This is a genomic window from Streptomyces sp. CA-146814 (assembly GCF_050942385.1).
Classification (GTDB): domain Bacteria; phylum Actinomycetota; class Actinomycetes; order Streptomycetales; family Streptomycetaceae; genus Streptomyces.
On the sequence record NZ_CP192068.1, the window covers coordinates 6,808,160 to 6,824,190 of the forward strand.

The window sequence follows — 16,031 nt, forward strand, 5'->3', positions numbered from 1 at the left end:
GCCGTGCCCACATCGCCACAGAGAGAAGAAGGAAGCGCCATGGCAGCTTCGGCAGACCCTCAGCGCATCGTCATCGAGAACTGTTCGATCGCCACCGTCGACGCCCACGACACGGAGTACGCCTCCGGGTACATCGTCGTGGCCGACAACCGCATCGAGTCCGTCGGCGCCGGCAAGGCGCCCGAAGGGCTCACGGGAGTCGTCCGGCGCATCGACGCCACCGGGCACCTCGCCACCCCCGGCCTGGTCAACACCCACCACCACTTCTACCAGTGGATCACCCGGGGCCTGGCCACCGACCACAACCTCTTCAACTGGCTGGTCGCCCTCTACCCGACCTGGGCGCGCATCGACGAGCCGATGTCCCGCGCCGCCGCGCAGGGCTCGCTCGCCATGCTGGCCCGGGGCGGCGTCACCACCGCGATGGACCACCACTACGTCTTCCCGAAGGGCTCCGGCGACCTGTCCGGCGCGATCATCGGGGCCGCGCGTGAGATGGGCGTACGGTTCACCCTCGCCCGGGGCTCCATGGACCGCAGCGAGAAGGACGGCGGCCTGCCGCCGGACTTCGCCGTCGAGACCCTCGAAGGCGCGCTCGCCGCCACCGAGGCCACCATCGACGCCCACCACGACGCCTCCTTCGACGCGATGACGCAGATCGCCGTCGCGCCCTGCTCGCCGTTCTCGGTCTCCACCGAACTGATGCGCCAGGGCGCCGAGTTGGCTCGCCGCAAGAATGTACGGCTGCACACGCACGGCTCGGAGACCGTCGAGGAGGAGCAGTTCTGCAAGGAGCTGTTCGGGATGGGCCCGACCGACTACTTCGAGTCCACCGGCTGGCTCGGCAGCGACGTGTGGATGGCGCACTGCGTCCACATGAACGACTCCGACATCGCCGCCTTCGCCCGTACGGGAACCGGCGTCGCCCACTGCCCGTCCTCCAACGCCCGCCTCGCCGCCGGCATCGCCCGGGTCCCCGACATGCTCGCCGCCGGTGTCCCGGTCGGCCTCGGCGTGGACGGCACCGCCTCCAACGAGTCCGGCGAACTCCACACCGAGCTGCGCAACGCCCTGCTCATCAACCGCCTCGGCGCCCACCGCGAGGCCGCCCTGAACGCCCGTCAGGCCCTGCGCCTCGGGACCTTCGGCGGAGCCCAGGTCCTGGGCCGCGCCGACCAGATCGGCTCCCTGGAGGCCGGCAAGCTCGCCGACCTCGTCCTCTGGAAGCTCGACACCCTGGCCCACTCCTCGATCGCCGACCCGGTGACCGCGCTCATCTTCGGCGCGGCCGCCCCGGTGACCCTCTCCCTCGTCGACGGCAAGCCGGTCGTCGAGGGCAACCACCTCACCACGGTGGACGAGGACGCCATCGCCCGCACCACCCGCGACGAGGCCCGCCGCCTCGCGCAGATCGCCGCCGGGGCCTGACCCCGGCGGAACCCCGAACCGCCGGGCAGCACTGACCCCCGGCGGTGTCCCCGAACCGCCGGGCAGTCACCGACCCCGGCGGAATCCCCGACCGGCCGGTCGAGGGGGACGGCCCGAGACCGGCCGCCGTGGGCCCGAGCGGGGTCCACGGCAGCCGGTCCGGCGGACGCGCACCCCATGGTGGGCGCCGCCGGACCGGTGATGAACGCTGCCCGCACGCCCCCACCGTGCGCGCGCCCCTCCGTACCCCCCTCTGCACGACCTGCACCACCTGAGAGAGCCGCACGCACCACCGCACCACATACGCAGCACCTCCCTGACACCCGCGTCGCCGACGACGCGTAACCGACCGGAGGAACCGCCGTGGCCGCTGAGCCCAGGTTTCGCAAAGACGCAGATGCAGCCGCCCCCGACGTGACGGACCATGCCGTCACAGAAGCAGAAGCAGCAGGTGACGGCCGGAAACATCCGGTCGACGAGACCCTCCCGCCACTGAAGATGTTCACCAGCGGCCTCCAGCACGTGGCCGCCATGTACGCCGGGGTGGTGGCACCACCCCTGATCGTGGGGCCGGCCGTCGGCCTCACCGCCAAGGAGACCGCCTTCCTGATGGGGGCGAGCCTCTTCACCGCGGGCATCGCCACCCTGCTCCAGACCATCGGCTTCTGGAAGGTCGGCGCCCGGCTGCCCTTCGTCAACGGCGTCTCGTTCGCCGGTGTGGCCCCGATGATCGCGATCGGCAAGGACCGGGGACACGAAGGCATAGCCGTGATCTTCGGCGCGATCATCGTCGCGAGCGTGCTGGGCTTCCTCCTCGCCCCGTACTTCTGCAAACTGGTCCGCTTCTTCCCACCGGTCGTCACCGGCACCGTCATCACCCTGATCGGTGTCTCGCTCCTGCCGGTCGCCTTCAACTGGTCCCAGGGCGGCAACGCGACGGCGGACGACTACGGTTCGATGACCAACATCACCATGGCCGCCGTCACCCTGGTGATCGTGCTGGCCCTGCGCAAGCTGCTGCGCGGCTTCCTCCAGCAGATCGCGATCCTGCTCGGCCTGGTCATCGGCACCCTGATCGCCATCCCCGCCGGCATCACCGACTTCAGCGCCATCAAGAACGCAGACGTGGTCGGCTTCCCCACGCCGTTCGCCTTCGGCGGCCCGCAGTTCGAGATCGCCGCCATCATCTCCATGTGCATCGTGATGCTGGTCTGCATGACCGAGTCCACCGCCGACATGCTGGCCCTCGGCAAGATCGTCGGCCGGCCGGCGGACGAGAAGATCATCGAGGGCGGCCTACGCGCCGACACCCTCGGCAGCGCCATCAGCCCGATCTTCAACGGCTTCATGTGCAGCGCCTTCGCCCAGAACGTCGGCCTGGTCGCCATGACGAAGATCCGCAGCCGCTTCGTCGTCGCGGCGGGCGGCGGCATCCTCATCGTGCTCGGCCTGGTCCCCGTCGCGGCCTCCGTCATCGCCCTCGTACCGCTGCCGGTGCTCGGCGGCGCGGGCATCGTCCTCTTCGGTACGGTCGCGGCCAGCGGCATCCAGACCCTGGCCACCGCCGCCATGGAGAAGGGCGAGAACGCGCTGATCGTGGCGGCGGCCCTCGGGATCGGCCTGATCCCGATCGCGGCGCCGCAGTTCTACCACGCCTTCCCGGAGAGCCTGCTGGTCGTCCTCGACTCCGGTATCTCGACCGGTTGCGTGGTGGCCATCGTGCTGAACCTCGCCTTCAACCACTTCGGCCGCAAGCCGGACGGGATGGACGAGGAGGCCGAGAACGGCGAGCACGTGGTCCCGGCGGCGGCCGGGGTGGGCGTCCACTGACGTATCCGCCGTACGCAGCCTGGTGAAGCCCCGCAGTCCGGTGAAGCCCCGTGCGTCCGCACGGGGCTTCGGCCGTCTGTGCCGGGGCCGGGGCGGGGGCGGCGGTCGGGACCCGGGGCCGTGGAGCGGGCGGCAGCCCGGCGGCTGTAGCGTCAGGGGTATGGAAGATCAGTCAGTGGTGGATGTCGGCGATGTGCGCCTCGCGTACCGGACCTGGGGCGATTCGTTCGGCTCGCCCGTCGTGCTGCTGCACGGACTCGGCGGTTCCGCCGCGGACTGGGAGGCGGCCGGCCCCCTGCTCGGCCAGGAGTGGCGGGTCTTCGCGCTGGACCTGCGCGGTCACGGCGAGAGCGACTGGCCCGACGAGTACGACCTGGAGCTGATGGCCGAGGACGTCGTCGGCTTCCTCGACGAGCTGGAGCTGGACCGGGTGGGCCTGGTCGGCCACGGCATGGGCGGCGCGGTCGCCCGGCTGGTGGCCGAGGAGCACGCGGACCGAGTGGAGCGGCTGGTGCTGGTGGAGACCCCGGCCCCGTTCCCGGGCGACCCGGGCCCGGCGGGGCGGCCCGAAGGCCCGGTGGACTACGACGAGAACGCGGTGCCCGCCGTACGCGACCAGCTCGCCGACCCCGGACCGGACGCGGCCGAGGGGCTCGGCGAGATCGTCGCCCCGACGATGATCATCACCGGCGGCCCGGAGAGCCGCATGCCGCAGGAGCGCCAGGCCGACATGGCGTCCCTGATCCCGGACTGCCGGCTGATCACGGTCCCCGGCGGCCACCGCATGCACGAGACCCGGGCCGACCAGGTGGCCGCGCACATCACGGAGTTCTTCACCAGCTGACCGGTCCCGGCGGCAACGGGCGTCAGGGCGTTGTCGGAGGAACCGCGCCTCCTCAGCTCTCCGGCCGCCAGTCCGGGCGGCGGCCGCTCAGGCCGATCACCTGGTCCAGCAGCGGAGCGTCGCCCGGCACCGGAACGGGCGGGCCGAAGATGGAGCCGCGGTCCGGGTCGTCGTCCGCCGGGGCTAGCAGGGCCGCGCAGGTACGGAGTTCGGCCTCCCCCGCCTCATACGGCTGTCCGGTCGCCCGGGCCAGGTCCCAGCCGTGGATGACCAGTTCGTCGAGTGCGACGGCCCCCGCCACCTCGCCGGGCAGGTCCACGCCGCCGGCCCGGGTCATGCCCGTCCATGCGTCGGCGGAGCGCCAGGCCGCCGCCACCTCCGCCAGCCGCCGGGGCAGCACCTCGCGCCAGTCGTCGCCGAGTACGGGCAGGGCGGAGTCCGGCGGGAGGGCCGTGCTCGCTCCGAGATCCTTGCGGGCCGCGTCGCGGAAGGCGGTGGCCAGGCCGGTCAGGTGGCCGAGCAGGTGCCGTACGGCGTAGTCCGGGCAGGGCGTGGGGCCGTCCAGCCGGCTGTCGTCGATCGCGTCGAGCAGGCCGGTGACGCGCCGGGCGGCCGGGCCGAGGTCGAGGGCGGGTGCGGAGGCATCGGTGCTGGTGTCGTCGTTCATACAGGGCAGACCGCCGGGCGGCCGAGAACTCATCGGCCGGGCACGACGGAGCCGCCCGGCCGACGGGACCGACGCACATCGGCGCGGGCACAACGGCTCGGCCGGGCCGGGCCGGGGCGCGGCGCACACCGTCACATAGCGGAAGGTTCCTCGCCGTCCTCTTGTCGGCAACCCCCGCGCCATGTCATACAGGTCTGGACCATTGCTGTCCGGATGGAAGGCACCACCGTGCAACGCCCCCACATATCTGCCACGTTGGCCTGTTCCGCCCTGTTTCTCACCCCCCTCCTCGCTGCCTGTGGCGGCAGCGCCGAAGCCGACACGCAGCCGCCCGCCGTCCCCGCCGGGGTGACCGCGCAGGCCAGCAGCTCCACCTCGGTGCACGTCATGTGGGAGCCCGCCTCCGACAACAAGGCGGTCGCGGGGTACGAGGTCTACCGCGGGAAGGCCAAGGTCAAGAGCGTCCCGGCGGCCAAGACCATGATCGACGTCGACGGGCTGACGGCCTCCACGGACTACACCTTCTCCGTCCGGAGCAAGGACGCGGCCGGGAACCTCTCCGCGCCCAGCAAGGCCGTCCCCGTCACCACCCGGGCCACCCCGCCCAAGGACGACGCGCCTCCCACCGCCCCGACCGGACTGAAGGGCGCCCCCGACGGAAGCCGGGCCGCCACGCTCACCTGGGGTGCGGCCAAGGACGACGTCGGCGTCACCTCGTACGACATCTACCAGGAGGACTCCCGGATCCACAGCGTCCCGGCCACCGAGACCACGGCGAAGCTCACGGGGCTGCGCCCGGGCACCGTCTACACCTTCACCGTCCGGGCCCGGGACGCCTCCGACAAGTCCTCGCCCGACAGCAACGCGCTCGACCTCACCACCGACTCCGCCCCCGGCGCCCCCGCCAGCACCGCCCCCACCGGGCTGCGCACCGAGATCGGCAAGGAGGGCGCGGAGTTCACGGTCGACCTCTCCTGGGACCAGCCCGACACCGGCGGAGTGATCCCCGCCTACCAGCTGTACCTGAACGGCAAGCTGACCACCACCATCGTCTGGGGCGGTACGCCGCCGAAGGGCCGGGCCACCTACCGGCTGAACCTCGCCGACCCGGCGGGCACCCGCTACTCGGTCAAGCTCAGGGCCAAGCTCCCGGACGGCAAGTGGGGCGACTTCTCGGCCCAGCCCACGATCGTCCTGGCGGACTGACGCGTCACGGGCATCCGCCTCCCAGGCGTGCGAGGCTCCGCCCCTTGTGGTCCATTGATCCCGGAAGGGCGGGCAGGACCGCGGGGACCGAAGGGGCTGAGCCATGGATCCGGGAGACGACCTGAGCACGCGGGTCGATGAGCTGATGGACGGTCTCGTCGCCGACCTGGTACGGCTGACGGCCATCGCGTCCATCGCCTTCCCCGGCTTTCCGCCCGAGCCCGTGCGGCAGGCCCACGACCTCCTCGTGGACCTGCTGCGCGGCGCGGGCGTGGAGCACATCGAGCGGCTGGACCTGCCCGACACCGCGCCGGTCATCATCGCGCGGGTCCCGCCCCCGGAACCGGGCGCGCCGACCGTCCTGCTCTACGGCCACTACGACGTACAGCCGCCCGGCGACGCGTCCCTCTGGCTCTCCCCGCCCTTCGAACCGACCCCCGTCGAAGGCGGTCTGCGGGCCCGGGGCATCGCGGACGACAAGGCGAACATCCTGGTCCACCTGGGCGTGCTCCGCGCCTTCGCGGGGCGTCCTCCGGTCGGGCTGAAGATCGTCCTGGAGGGCCAGGAGGAGTACGGCAGCGCCTTCGACGACCACCCGCCCACCGACCCGGACCGCTTCGCCTGCGACGCCATGGTCATCGCGGACCTGGGCAACATCCGCCCCGGCAGCCCCACCCTCACCACCGGCCTGCGCGGCGCGGCCGAGGTCGTCGTCGAGGTCCGCACCCTCGCCGAACCCCGGCACAGCGGCGGCTTCGGCGGAGCCGCCCCCGACGCCCTGCTCGCCCTCCTCAAGGCGCTGGCCACCCTCCACGACGTCCACGGCGATGTGGCGGTGGAGGGCCTGCGCCGCGACGAGTGGACCGGCACGGCCTTCACGGAGGACGAGTTCCGCTCGCTCGCCGGCGTCGAGGAGGGCGTCCCGCTCATCGGCTCCGGCAGCCTCGGCGAGCGCCTCTGGAGCGGCCCCGCGATCACCGTCATCGGCATCGACGCCCCGAGCGTCGACCAGGCGGCCTCCGCCGTCGTCCCGTACGCCCGTGCGAAGCTGAACCTCCGCTTCCATCCCGCGCAGGACCCGCGCCAGGCACAGGCCCTCCTCGTCACCCATCTGGAGTCCCTGCGTCCGTTCGGCATCCCGCTCACCGTCACCCCCGGCGACACGGGCCCCGGCTTCGAACCCGCGACCGACGGCCCCGCCTACCGCGCCGCCCGCACCGCGCTGAGGGAGGGCTGGGGCCGCGAGGTGTCCTCCGTGGCGAGCGGCGGCTCGATCCCCTTGGTCAACGGCCTGGCCGAGGCGGCCCCGAACGCCGAGGTGCTCCTCTTCGGCGCCCAGGACAGCAGGTGCAACCTGCACGCCCCGAACGAGCGCGTCCTCTTCTCGGAGCTGCGATCGGCGGTGATCGCGGAGGCGGCGTTCCTGAGGGAGTACGCGAAGGGGTACGGCTCCGATGGGGATGGGACCGGACCCGGCGGGAGCGCGGACCCGGGCACCGCCTCCACCGGAAGCACGGCCTCCACCTTTGACGGGAGCGCCGCCCCGCGCACCGCCTCCACCGGAAGCACGGCCTCCACCCCCGGCGGGAGCCCCGCATGAGCAGCGCGGCCGACACGAAACCGGCCCCCGAGGAGGAACCCCCGGCCGGTCGCGGATTCACCTTCCCCAGCGCCCTCACCATCCTCGCCCTCGTCACCCTCGCGGTCTGGGCCCTGGCCTTCCTGGTCCCGCCCGGCGCCTACGACCGCGACGAGGAAGGCGCCCCGCTCCAGGGCACGTACCACCGCGTCGACTCCGACCAGAGCTTCACCGACCGCCTGAACGACCTCTTCCTCTCCCCGGTCAACGGCCTCTACGGCGTCCAGGACGCGGAGACGGGCGAGGTCGGCCCGGATCTGGCCGGCGAACTGTACGGCAGCGCGGGCGTGTTCCTCTTCGTGCTCGCCATCGGCGCCTTCATCACGGTGGTGTTCGCCACCGGCGCCCTGGACCAAGGGATCGGCCGCCTGGCCCACCGCCTGCGCGACCGGGGCGCCCTGCTCATCGCCGGGGTGATGCTGGTCTTCGCCCTGCTCGGTACGGTCGAGGGCTTCGCCGAGGAGACGCTCGGCTTCTACGGCTTGATCATCCCGCTGATGCTGGCCCTCGGCTACGACCGGATGGTGGCCACCGGCACGATCATCCTCGGAGCGGGCATCGGCGTGCTCTGCTCCACGGTCAACCCCTTCGCCACCGGAGTCGCCTCCTCCGCGGCCGACATCTCGCTCGGCGACGGCATCGTGCTGCGCGCGATCATGTGGGTGGTGCTGACGGCGGTCACGATTGCCTACGTCGTCCGGTACGCGGGCCGCGTCCGCAGGAACCCCGAACGCTCGCTCTCCGGCTTCCTCCCCGGCGACCGCGACCACAACGCGACGGACGCGGAGGAGCCACCGAGGCTGACCAGGCTCCACCAGGTCATCCTCGTCCTGGTCACGCTGGTCTTCGCCTTCATGATCTTCTCGGTCGTCCCGTGGTCCAGCGCACTCACGGGCGACGCCGACGCCACTCCGTACGGCTTCGAACTCGGCTGGTCCTTCCCGCAGCTGGCCGCGCTGTTCCTGGTCGCGGCGGTCCTGGTCGGCGTCGTCGCCCGCTTCGGCGAACAACGGCTCAGCGCGACGATCATCCAGGGCGCGGCCGACTTCATCTCACCCGCACTCGTCATCGTGCTCGCCCGCGGCGTCACCGTCATCATGAACAACGCGCAGATCACGGACACCGTGCTGCACTCCATCGAAGGGGTGGTCTCGGGAACGTCGTCGGCGCTCTTCGCGGTCTTCGTCTTCCTCGTCAACCTCCCTCTCGCCTTCCTCATCCCCTCCACCTCCGGCCACGCCACCCTCGCGATGCCGATCCTGGCCCCTCTGGCCGATTTCGCGGGCGTCTCCCGCGCGGTGGTCGTGACGGCCTGGCAGGCGGCGAGCGGCTGGATGAACCTCTGGGTCCCGACAACGGCCGTCACCATCGGCGGGGTGGCACTGGCGAAGATCGGCTACGACAGGTACCTGCGCTTCGTCTGGCCGCTGCTGGCGATCCTGGCCGTACTGATCTGCGGATTCGTGGCGCTGGGGGCGGTGTGGACGTGAGGGGGGGGCACCCTCGATCGCCTCTCCGGCGCGGCACGATGGCTCGGACGGGTTTCTGCTCCCGCCACTTCACCGGGGCTCCACGTCACCCGTCCGGCGGCTCGTTCTCCGAGGACACCGCCCCCGGCGCTGTGCGGTGCCGGGGGCGGAGGTGGGGCTCTTGCGGAGAAAGGGTCAGCGCAGCTGCTCGTACGCCGGCAGCGTCAGGAAGTCCGCGTAGTCCTGGTCCAGGGAGACCTGGAGCAGGAGGTCGTGGGCCTGCTGCCACTTGCCGGCGGTGAAGGTCTCCTCGCCGATCTCCTCGCGGATCGCGGCCAGTTCCTCGGCGGCGATCTTGCGGGCGAGGTCCGCGGTGGCGTGTTCGCCGTTCTCGAAGACCACGTCCGCGTTGATCCACTGCCAGATCTGGGAGCGGGAGATCTCGGCGGTGGCCGCGTCCTCCATCAGGTTGAAGATGGCGACCGCGCCCAGGCCGCGCAGCCAGGCCTCGATGTAGCGGATGCCGACCGCGACGGCGTTGCGCAGGCCGTCGTACGTGGGCTTGGCGTCGAGGGTGTCGATGGCGATCAGGTCGCCCGCCGCCACGGAGACGTCCTCGCGGAGGCGGTCCTTCTGGTTCGGCTTATCGCCGAGGACCGCGTCGAAGGAGGCCAGCGCGATCGGGACCAGGTCGGGGTGGGCGACCCAGGAGCCGTCGAAGCCGTCGTTGGCCTCGCGGTCCTTGTCGGCCTTGACCTTCTCGAAGGCCACCTTGTTGACCTCGGCGTCGCGGCGCGAGGGGATGAAGGCCGCCATGCCGCCGATCGCGTGCGCACCGCGCTTGTGGCAGGTGCGGACCAGGAGTTCGGTGTACGCCCGCATGAACGGGGCGGTCATCGTCACCGCGTTGCGGTCCGGCAGGACGAACTTGGCGCCGCCGTCACGGAAGTTCTTGACGATGGAGAAGAGGTAGTCCCAGCGGCCGGCGTTCAGCCCGGAGGCGTGGTCGCGCAGCTCGTAGAGGATCTCCTCCATCTCGTACGCGGCGGTGATCGTCTCGATCAGGACCGTCGCGCGGACCGTGCCCTGCGGGATGCCGACGTACTCCTGGGCGAAGACGAAGATGTCGTTCCAGAGGCGGGCCTCCAGGTGCGACTCCGTCTTCGGGAGGTAGAAGTACGGGCCCTTGCCGAGGTCGATCAGGCGCTGGGCGTTGTGGAAGAAGTAGAGGCCGAAGTCGACCAGCGCGCCGGGCACGGGGGTGCCGTCCAGCTGGAGGTGGCGCTCGTCCAGGTGCCAGCCGCGCGGGCGGGTGACGACGGTGGCGAGCTCGTCGGCGGGCTTCAGCGCGTACGACTTGCCGGACTTCGGGTCGGTGAAGTCGATGCGGCGCTCGTAGGCGTCGGTCAGATTGAGCTGGCCGAGGATCACGTTCTCCCAGGTGGGAGCGGAGGCGTCCTCGAAGTCGGCGAGCCAGACCTTGGCGCCCGAGTTGAGCGCGTTGATCGTCATCTTGCGGTCGGTCGGACCGGTGATCTCCACCCGGCGGTCGTTCAGCGCGGCCGGGGCCGGCGCGACCTTCCAGGAGTCGTCCGCGCGGACCGCCGCCGTCTCGGGCAGGAAGTCCAGCGTGGAGGTGCGGGCGATCTCGGCGCGGCGCTCACCGCGCCGGGCGAGCAGCTCATTGCGGCGCGGCGTGAACTGCCGGTGCAGCTCGGCCACGAACGCGAGGGCCGCGTCGGTCAGGACCTCATCCTGCCGGGGCAGGGGCTCGGCATCGACGATGGCCAGCGTGGACGGCGCTGGTGCGGACATGAGCTGTCACTCCTTCAGCGGGCGGCGGCGTCTCATGGCCGCCGGGTCGCCTGAGACGGCACGGCGTGCCATGGGCTCCGAGATACGGCCGTGGGTGCCGTCTGAGGTTCAGAGGGCTTCTGACCAGTGGATAGTAGTTTCCTCATGGTGGAAGTTCAATGGTTTGTTGATGTCGAGATTCTCCGGGTCGACAGAAACGGGGTGTCGGCGGCGCAGCGTGCCAGGGCGGGTACGGAGGGTTCACCGCAGAGTCACTCCAGATGGCCCAGGTCCTCCGCCGTGTCGATGTCGTACGCCTGTGCCACATCCGAACACTCCACCAGCGTGATCGCATCGCGGTGCTCCCGCAGATACGTCCGCGCCCCCTGGTCACCCACCGCCCCCGCCGCGATGTCCGCCCACAGATCCGCGCCGAACAGCACCGGATGGCCGCGCTCCCCGTCGTACGAGGCCGCCATCAGGCTCGTCCGCGACCGGTACGCCACCCGTACCCGCGCCACCGCCTCCGCGCCGATCCCCGGCTGGTCCACCAGCAGGACGACCGCCGCGTCCGCGCCCGTACCGGTCAGGGCCGCCAGACCCAGCCGGAGCGAGGAGCCCATGCCCTCCTCCCACCCCGGGTTCACGGTCACCGCCGACCCCGTGAGATCGGCGCGGGCCCTCACCTCGTCGGCCGCCGCGCCCAGCACCACATGGAGCGGGCCGCAGCCGCCGTTGCGCAGGGCCCGCAGGGCGTGCTCCACCAAGGGCCGGCCGCGGTGCTCCAGCAGGGCCTTCGGGCGGCCGCCGAGCCGCCGGCCGCCGCCCGCGGCGAGCAGTACCCCCGCCACCTTGGGATTCTTCGCATGAGAAGCCATGAGCCCTGGATACCACCGAGCCGTTCGCACACGCGACACGCATGTCACTCTCAGGGGTAACCCTGATTTCTTTCCGTGGGCTGGCGCGCACAGCCTGTCATGGCGTTAACTTGCGGACGGACCCCGGTACTTGGCCACCGCCCCGGGATCCGGGGGTCACACCGGCACAAGGATGTGCGAGGGGGAGTGCTGTGTTGCGAAGCGTGGGGCAGAAGCGGGTCACCGGCAGCGGCGAGGACCCGAGGGTGGCCGAGCTCCGGATAGCCGTCTCCCGGCTCCGCCGTGAACTGGCCTCGCTCTCCTTCGAATTCCCGGACCGGCCCATCGCCGAGGAAGAGCTCGCGGCACTCGATGCCATGGCGGTCGGCGGCGTCCCGGAGATCCCGCGCATGCGCAGCTCGCTGCTGCTGATCGCCGGTTCCATCGGCTCGGTCAGCGCGCTCGCCGCCGCACTGCGCGACGTACGCAACGCGGTGGACCTCTTCGGGGAGCCGCCGCGCGGGTGAGGCGGAACTCCTTGTCGGATCAGCGGCGGATCAGCCTGCGGGCGGTCGCCGCCGCGACCGCCGCCGTACGGGAGTCGACGCCCAGCTTCGCGTAGATGTGCACCAGGTGGGACTTGACCGTGGCCTGGCTCAGGAACAGCTCCTTGCTGATCCGGAGGTTCGACAGGCCCTCGCCGACCAGCTGCAGCACCTCCAGCTCCCGCCGCGTCAGCGCCTCCGCCGGCGTGCGCATCCGGTCCATCAGCCGGTGCGCCACCGACGGCGCGAGCGCCGAGCGGCCGGCGGCAGCCGTCCGTACCGCCGACGCCAGCTCCTGCGGCGGCGCGTCCTTCAGCAGATAGCCGCTCGCCCCCGCCTCCACCGCCGCCAGGATGTCCGCGTCGGAGTCGTACGTGGTGAGGATGAGGACCCGGGGGCCGCCGGGGACGGCGGTGATCGCCGCCGTGGCCTCGGAGCCGTGCATTCCGGGGCCCGGGCCGAACTGGAGGTCCATCAGGACGACGTCGAACCCGCCCGCCGCCGCCAGCGCCACGGCCTCCTCGGCGGTCGCCGCCTCGCCCGCGACCCGGAAGTCCGGCTCGGTGTCCAGGACCGCGCGCAGACCGGCCCGTACGACGGGATGGTCGTCGGCGAGCAGCAGCCGGATGGCGTTCACGCGGCACGCACCCCTTCGTGGTCCGGGACCGTCACGGGCAGCGTGACCGCCAGCGCCGTGCCCTGGCCCGGCGCCGACTCCACGCTCAGCGTCCCGCCCAGCGTGGCCGCCCGCGACCGCATCGCGGGCAGTCCGAAACCACCGTCGCCGCGCTCGGCCACCGGCGCTCCCGACGGGTCGAAGCCACGGCCGTCGTCCACCACGTCCAGCGCCACGGAGGTGTCCATGAAGCTCAGCGTGATCTCCGCCCGGCCCGCCCGCGCATGCCGCACCGTGTTGGCCAGCGCCGACTGGGCGGTCCGCAGCAGCGCCACCTCGTACGGCGTCGGCAGCTCCACCGGCGTACCACTGACCGCGAACCGTACGGTGAGGTCCGGCCCCGTCGTCCGGGCGCAGAGCCGCTCCAGCGCGGCCGCCAGCGAACCGTGCTCCAGATCCGGCGGCGTCAGCGCCCGTACGAAGGAACGCGCCTCGGCCAGGTTGGCCTGCGCGGCCTCCCGGGCGGCGCGGACATGTGCGGCGGCCGGGGCGTCCTCGGACAGCGTGCGCTCGGCGGCGCGCAGCAGGAGCTGGATGCTGGACAGGCCCTGGGCGAGGGTGTCGTGGATCTCCCGGGCGAGGCGTTCGCGCTCGGCGAGGGTGCCCGCCGTACGTTCCGCCTCGGCCAGCTCCGCCCTGGTGGCGACCAGCTCCACGATCAGCTCCCGGCGCCGCTCGCTCTCCCGGAACAGCGCGTCGTACCCGAGAACCGTGGCGATGGCGACGGCCGCCCCGAGCAGCGGCCCGATGAACGCGCCCGGAGCGATCTCCTGCCGGTGCACGACGAAGCTGGTGATCGCGGCGGCGGCGGTGACGACCACGGCGGGCACGCCCCAGCGCGTCGGCAGCAGGTGCAGCTGGAGGAAGTAGAGCGGGAAGGCGACCCAGAGGGCATCGGGGGAGAGGGCGAGCAGCGCGAGCCAGAGGGTGCAGAGCCCGGTGAGCCAGAAGGCGGCGGCCCTGGTGCCGGGGCGCAGGGGCGCCCGCTGCCGTACGGAGGTCACGCGGGCCCCCGCCACCGCCCCCACCCCGTACACCCCCGCCATCACCACCGTCAGCGCCACCACCGCCCCCGCGCGCGGCGCGCCCTCGCTCACCGCGCGGACCGCCACCAGGGCCAGCAGGCCCAGCAGCAGCGCGTGCAGGCAGAGCCGCAGGGCAGCGGTGACAGGGGTGTGCGAACGCGAATCCATGGTTCGTCCAGCGTAGCCGCGGGCCCTACGGCCTCGGTCAATCGAAAGGTTGATCTGTGAACCGCCCCCCGCGCGATGTTTCCGCACCCCGGACAGCCGACGATGGACCCATGTTCGTCGCATGGAGAGACCTCCGGTTCGCCAAGGGCCGGTTCGCGCTCATGGGGTCGGTCGTGGTCCTGATCACGCTGCTCGTGGGCCTGCTGTCCGGCCTGACCGCCGGTCTGGCCCGGGAGAACGTCTCGGCCGTCACCGGTCTGGACGCCGACCACCTCGCCTTCGCCGCTCCGCGCGGCGACCAGTCGGTGTCGTTCACCAACTCGACCGTCCGCGAGGACGACTGGCGGGCCTGGGCGGAGCGCCCCGGGGTCGAGGCCGCGCAGCCGCTCGGCATCCGGACGCTGAACGCCACCGCCCCCGGTGACCGTACGGCCCCGGTGTCGGCCTTCGGTGTCGAGCCGGACGGGACGCTGGCGCCCGAAGGGCCGGAAGACATCGGCCCCGGCCGCGTCGTGCTCTCCGAGAAGGCCGCCGAGGAGCTCGGCGCCGCGCCCGGCGACAAGATCGCGCTCGGCCGGGCGGAGCGCGAGGTCGCCGCCGTCGCGGGAGACGCCTCGTACAGCCACACGCCCGTCGTCTGGACCACGCTCGACGACTGGCAGCAGATCGGCCACGACGGCGCCGGCCCCGCCGAACAGGCCACCGTCATCGCGCTGACCACCGCCCCGGGAGCCGATCTGGCGGCCGGCGACGAGGCGGCCGAGACCCGTACGCTCTCCCTCGACGACTCGCTCACCGCCATCGGCTCCTACCAGGCCGAGAACGGCTCGCTGCAACTCATGCGCGGCTTCCTCTTCGCCATCTCCGCCCTCGTCATCGGCGCCTTCTTCACTGTCTGGACCATCCAGCGCAGCGGCGACATCGCCGTACTGAAGGCGCTCGGCGCCTCCACTCCGTACCTCCTGCGCGACGCGCTCGGGCAGGCCGTGGTGATGCTCGTCATCGGTACGGGGCTCGGCACCGCGCTCGCGGCAGGCGCCGGGGTCCTGATCGGCGGCGGGCCGGTGCCGTTCGTGCTGGACGCGGCGACCGTCCTGGTCCCGGCCGTGGTCATGATCGCCCTGGGTGCTCTCGGAGCCGCCCTCTCCATCCGGCGGATCACCGCCGTCGACCCCCTCACCGCACTCGGGAGTGCCCGATGACGCTCACCCTCACCGAGGTGACCCTCACCTATCCGGACGGCGACGGGCGGCTCACCGCTCTGGACCGGGTCTCGCTGGAGGTTCCGGCGGGCACGCTCACCGCCGTCGTCGGACCGTCGGGCTCCGGCAAGTCCAGCCTGCTGGCCGCCGCCGCGACCCTGGTCACCCCGGACTCCGGTGAGATCGTCGTGGCCGGTACGAGGACGGGCCCGCTCACCCCGGCGGCGCGGGCGGCCCTGCGCCGGGAGCACATAGGCATCGTGTTCCAGCAGCCCAACCTGCTGCCCTCGCTCACCGCCGCCGAGCAGCTCCAGGTGATGGCCCATCTGTCGGGCGGGCGGAGCCGGGAGGCCCGGCGGCGGGCGCTGGAGCTGCTGGACGCGGTGGGCCTGGCGGAGAAGGCCGACCGGCGGCCGCACCAGCTGTCGGGCGGTCAGCGCCAGCGGATCAACATCGCCCGGGCCCTGATGAACGAGCCCGAGGTGCTCCTCGTCGACGAGCCGACCTCCGCACTCGACCACGAGCGCGGGGCCGCCGTCCTGGACCTGCTGGTCACGCTGACCCGCGAGCGCGCCACCGCGACGGTCCTGGTCACGCACGACCGGGCGCACCTGGAACGGATGGACCGCACGGTGACGATGGACGACGGGCGGCTGACCGTACCGGCGCAGGTCTGACCCG

Annotated in this window: 14 protein-coding genes; 9 read left to right on the forward strand and 5 right to left on the reverse strand. The window is 72.2% G+C overall.

Annotated features, from left to right (window positions below; translation table 11 throughout):
- The first annotated feature begins 39 nt into the window (after positions 1 to 39).
- From ACQP09_RS30100 to ACQP09_RS30110, 3 genes are all read left to right on the forward strand, one after another.
- Positions 40 to 1,428 carry an 8-oxoguanine deaminase gene (locus ACQP09_RS30100; protein ID WP_433405360.1) on the forward strand — a complete coding sequence of 463 codons (1,389 nt, stop codon included), beginning with the start codon at positions 40 to 42 and terminating at the stop codon, positions 1,426 to 1,428.
- 363 nt (positions 1,429 to 1,791) lie between these two features.
- Positions 1,792 to 3,258, forward strand: coding sequence for a nucleobase:cation symporter-2 family protein (locus ACQP09_RS30105; protein ID WP_433405363.1), 1,467 nt, complete (start codon positions 1,792 to 1,794; stop codon positions 3,256 to 3,258).
- Between the two features lie 160 nt (positions 3,259 to 3,418).
- Positions 3,419 to 4,102: an alpha/beta fold hydrolase gene (locus ACQP09_RS30110; RefSeq protein ID WP_433405366.1), complete on the forward strand. Its 684-nt coding sequence runs from the start codon at positions 3,419 to 3,421 to the stop codon at positions 4,100 to 4,102.
- Between the two features lie 52 nt (positions 4,103 to 4,154).
- Here the strand turns inward: ACQP09_RS30110 and ACQP09_RS30115 are convergent, their stop codons facing one another.
- Positions 4,155 to 4,769 (reverse strand): TIGR03086 family metal-binding protein, encoded by a 615-nt coding sequence (locus tag ACQP09_RS30115; protein ID WP_433405369.1) that lies wholly within the window; start codon positions 4,767 to 4,769, stop codon positions 4,155 to 4,157.
- A gap of 213 nt (positions 4,770 to 4,982) precedes the next feature.
- Between ACQP09_RS30115 and ACQP09_RS30120 the strand changes: the two genes are divergently transcribed.
- The 3 genes from ACQP09_RS30120 to ACQP09_RS30130 all read left to right on the forward strand — a co-directional run bounded on the left by ACQP09_RS30120 (position 4,983) and on the right by ACQP09_RS30130 (position 9,104).
- Positions 4,983 to 5,975, forward strand: a complete 993-nt coding sequence (locus ACQP09_RS30120; RefSeq protein WP_433405372.1) for a fibronectin type III domain-containing protein — start codon at positions 4,983 to 4,985, stop codon at positions 5,973 to 5,975.
- 103 nt (positions 5,976 to 6,078) lie between these two features.
- Positions 6,079 to 7,575, forward strand: coding sequence for a M20/M25/M40 family metallo-hydrolase (locus tag ACQP09_RS30125; RefSeq protein ID WP_433405375.1), 1,497 nt, complete (start codon positions 6,079 to 6,081; stop codon positions 7,573 to 7,575).
- Positions 7,572 to 9,104: a YfcC family protein gene (locus ACQP09_RS30130; RefSeq protein WP_433405378.1), complete on the forward strand. Its 1,533-nt coding sequence runs from the start codon at positions 7,572 to 7,574 to the stop codon at positions 9,102 to 9,104. Before ACQP09_RS30125 ends, ACQP09_RS30130 begins: the two co-directional genes overlap by 4 nt.
- A gap of 174 nt (positions 9,105 to 9,278) precedes the next feature.
- Here the strand turns inward: ACQP09_RS30130 and aceB are convergent, their stop codons facing one another.
- Positions 9,279 to 10,898 (reverse strand): malate synthase A, encoded by a 1,620-nt coding sequence (gene aceB, locus ACQP09_RS30135; RefSeq protein WP_433405380.1) that lies wholly within the window; start codon positions 10,896 to 10,898, stop codon positions 9,279 to 9,281.
- A 251-nt stretch (positions 10,899 to 11,149) separates the two neighbouring features.
- The gene (locus ACQP09_RS30140) at positions 11,150 to 11,755 is read right to left on the reverse strand and encodes a nucleotidyltransferase family protein (RefSeq protein WP_433405383.1); all 606 of its coding nucleotides are present in this window, start codon (positions 11,753 to 11,755) and stop codon (positions 11,150 to 11,152) included.
- A 203-nt stretch (positions 11,756 to 11,958) separates the two neighbouring features.
- Here ACQP09_RS30140 and ACQP09_RS30145 point away from each other — a divergent pair, with 203 nt between their 5' ends.
- Positions 11,959 to 12,261 (forward strand): DUF5955 family protein, encoded by a 303-nt coding sequence (locus ACQP09_RS30145; protein ID WP_404067568.1) that lies wholly within the window; start codon positions 11,959 to 11,961, stop codon positions 12,259 to 12,261.
- A 19-nt stretch (positions 12,262 to 12,280) separates the two neighbouring features.
- Here the strand turns inward: ACQP09_RS30145 and ACQP09_RS30150 are convergent, their stop codons facing one another.
- Both ACQP09_RS30150 and ACQP09_RS30155 read right to left on the reverse strand, forming a co-directional pair.
- Complete coding sequence (locus ACQP09_RS30150; RefSeq protein WP_433405386.1) at positions 12,281 to 12,916, reverse strand: response regulator; 636 nt, start codon at positions 12,914 to 12,916, stop codon at positions 12,281 to 12,283.
- Entirely contained in the window at positions 12,913 to 14,148 is a 1,236-nt protein-coding gene (locus ACQP09_RS30155; protein WP_433405388.1) for a sensor histidine kinase, read from the reverse strand. Before ACQP09_RS30155 ends, ACQP09_RS30150 begins: the two co-directional genes overlap by 4 nt.
- A 110-nt stretch (positions 14,149 to 14,258) precedes the next feature.
- Here ACQP09_RS30155 and ACQP09_RS30160 point away from each other — a divergent pair, with 110 nt between their 5' ends.
- The gene (locus ACQP09_RS30160; RefSeq protein WP_433405391.1) at positions 14,259 to 15,350 is read left to right on the forward strand and encodes an ABC transporter permease; all 1,092 of its coding nucleotides are present in this window, start codon (positions 14,259 to 14,261) and stop codon (positions 15,348 to 15,350) included.
- Positions 15,347 to 16,027: an ABC transporter ATP-binding protein gene (locus ACQP09_RS30165; RefSeq protein WP_433405394.1), complete on the forward strand. Its 681-nt coding sequence runs from the start codon at positions 15,347 to 15,349 to the stop codon at positions 16,025 to 16,027. Before ACQP09_RS30160 ends, ACQP09_RS30165 begins: the two co-directional genes overlap by 4 nt.
- Positions 16,028 to 16,031: the final 4 nt, after the last annotated feature.

Excerpts from the sequence above, each read along its gene's own strand:
- ACQP09_RS30100 (WP_433405360.1), top strand. The coding sequence starts at position 40 with ATGGCAGCTTCGGCAGACCCTCAGCGCATCGTCATCGAGAACTGTTCG.
- ACQP09_RS30110 (WP_433405366.1), top strand. The coding sequence starts at position 3,419 with ATGGAAGATCAGTCAGTGGTGGATGTCGGCGATGTGCGCCTCGCGTAC.
- ACQP09_RS30115 (WP_433405369.1), bottom strand. The coding sequence starts at position 4,769 with ATGAACGACGACACCAGCACCGATGCCTCCGCACCCGCCCTCGACCTC.
- ACQP09_RS30120 (WP_433405372.1), top strand. The coding sequence starts at position 4,983 with ATGGAAGGCACCACCGTGCAACGCCCCCACATATCTGCCACGTTGGCC.
- ACQP09_RS30125 (WP_433405375.1), top strand. The coding sequence starts at position 6,079 with ATGGATCCGGGAGACGACCTGAGCACGCGGGTCGATGAGCTGATGGAC.
- ACQP09_RS30130 (WP_433405378.1), top strand. The coding sequence starts at position 7,572 with ATGAGCAGCGCGGCCGACACGAAACCGGCCCCCGAGGAGGAACCCCCG.
- aceB (WP_433405380.1), bottom strand. The coding sequence starts at position 10,898 with ATGTCCGCACCAGCGCCGTCCACGCTGGCCATCGTCGATGCCGAGCCC.
- ACQP09_RS30140 (WP_433405383.1), bottom strand. The coding sequence starts at position 11,755 with ATGGCTTCTCATGCGAAGAATCCCAAGGTGGCGGGGGTACTGCTCGCC.
- ACQP09_RS30155 (WP_433405388.1), bottom strand. The coding sequence starts at position 14,148 with ATGGATTCGCGTTCGCACACCCCTGTCACCGCTGCCCTGCGGCTCTGC.
- ACQP09_RS30160 (WP_433405391.1), top strand. The coding sequence starts at position 14,259 with ATGTTCGTCGCATGGAGAGACCTCCGGTTCGCCAAGGGCCGGTTCGCG.
- ACQP09_RS30165 (WP_433405394.1), top strand. The coding sequence starts at position 15,347 with ATGACGCTCACCCTCACCGAGGTGACCCTCACCTATCCGGACGGCGAC.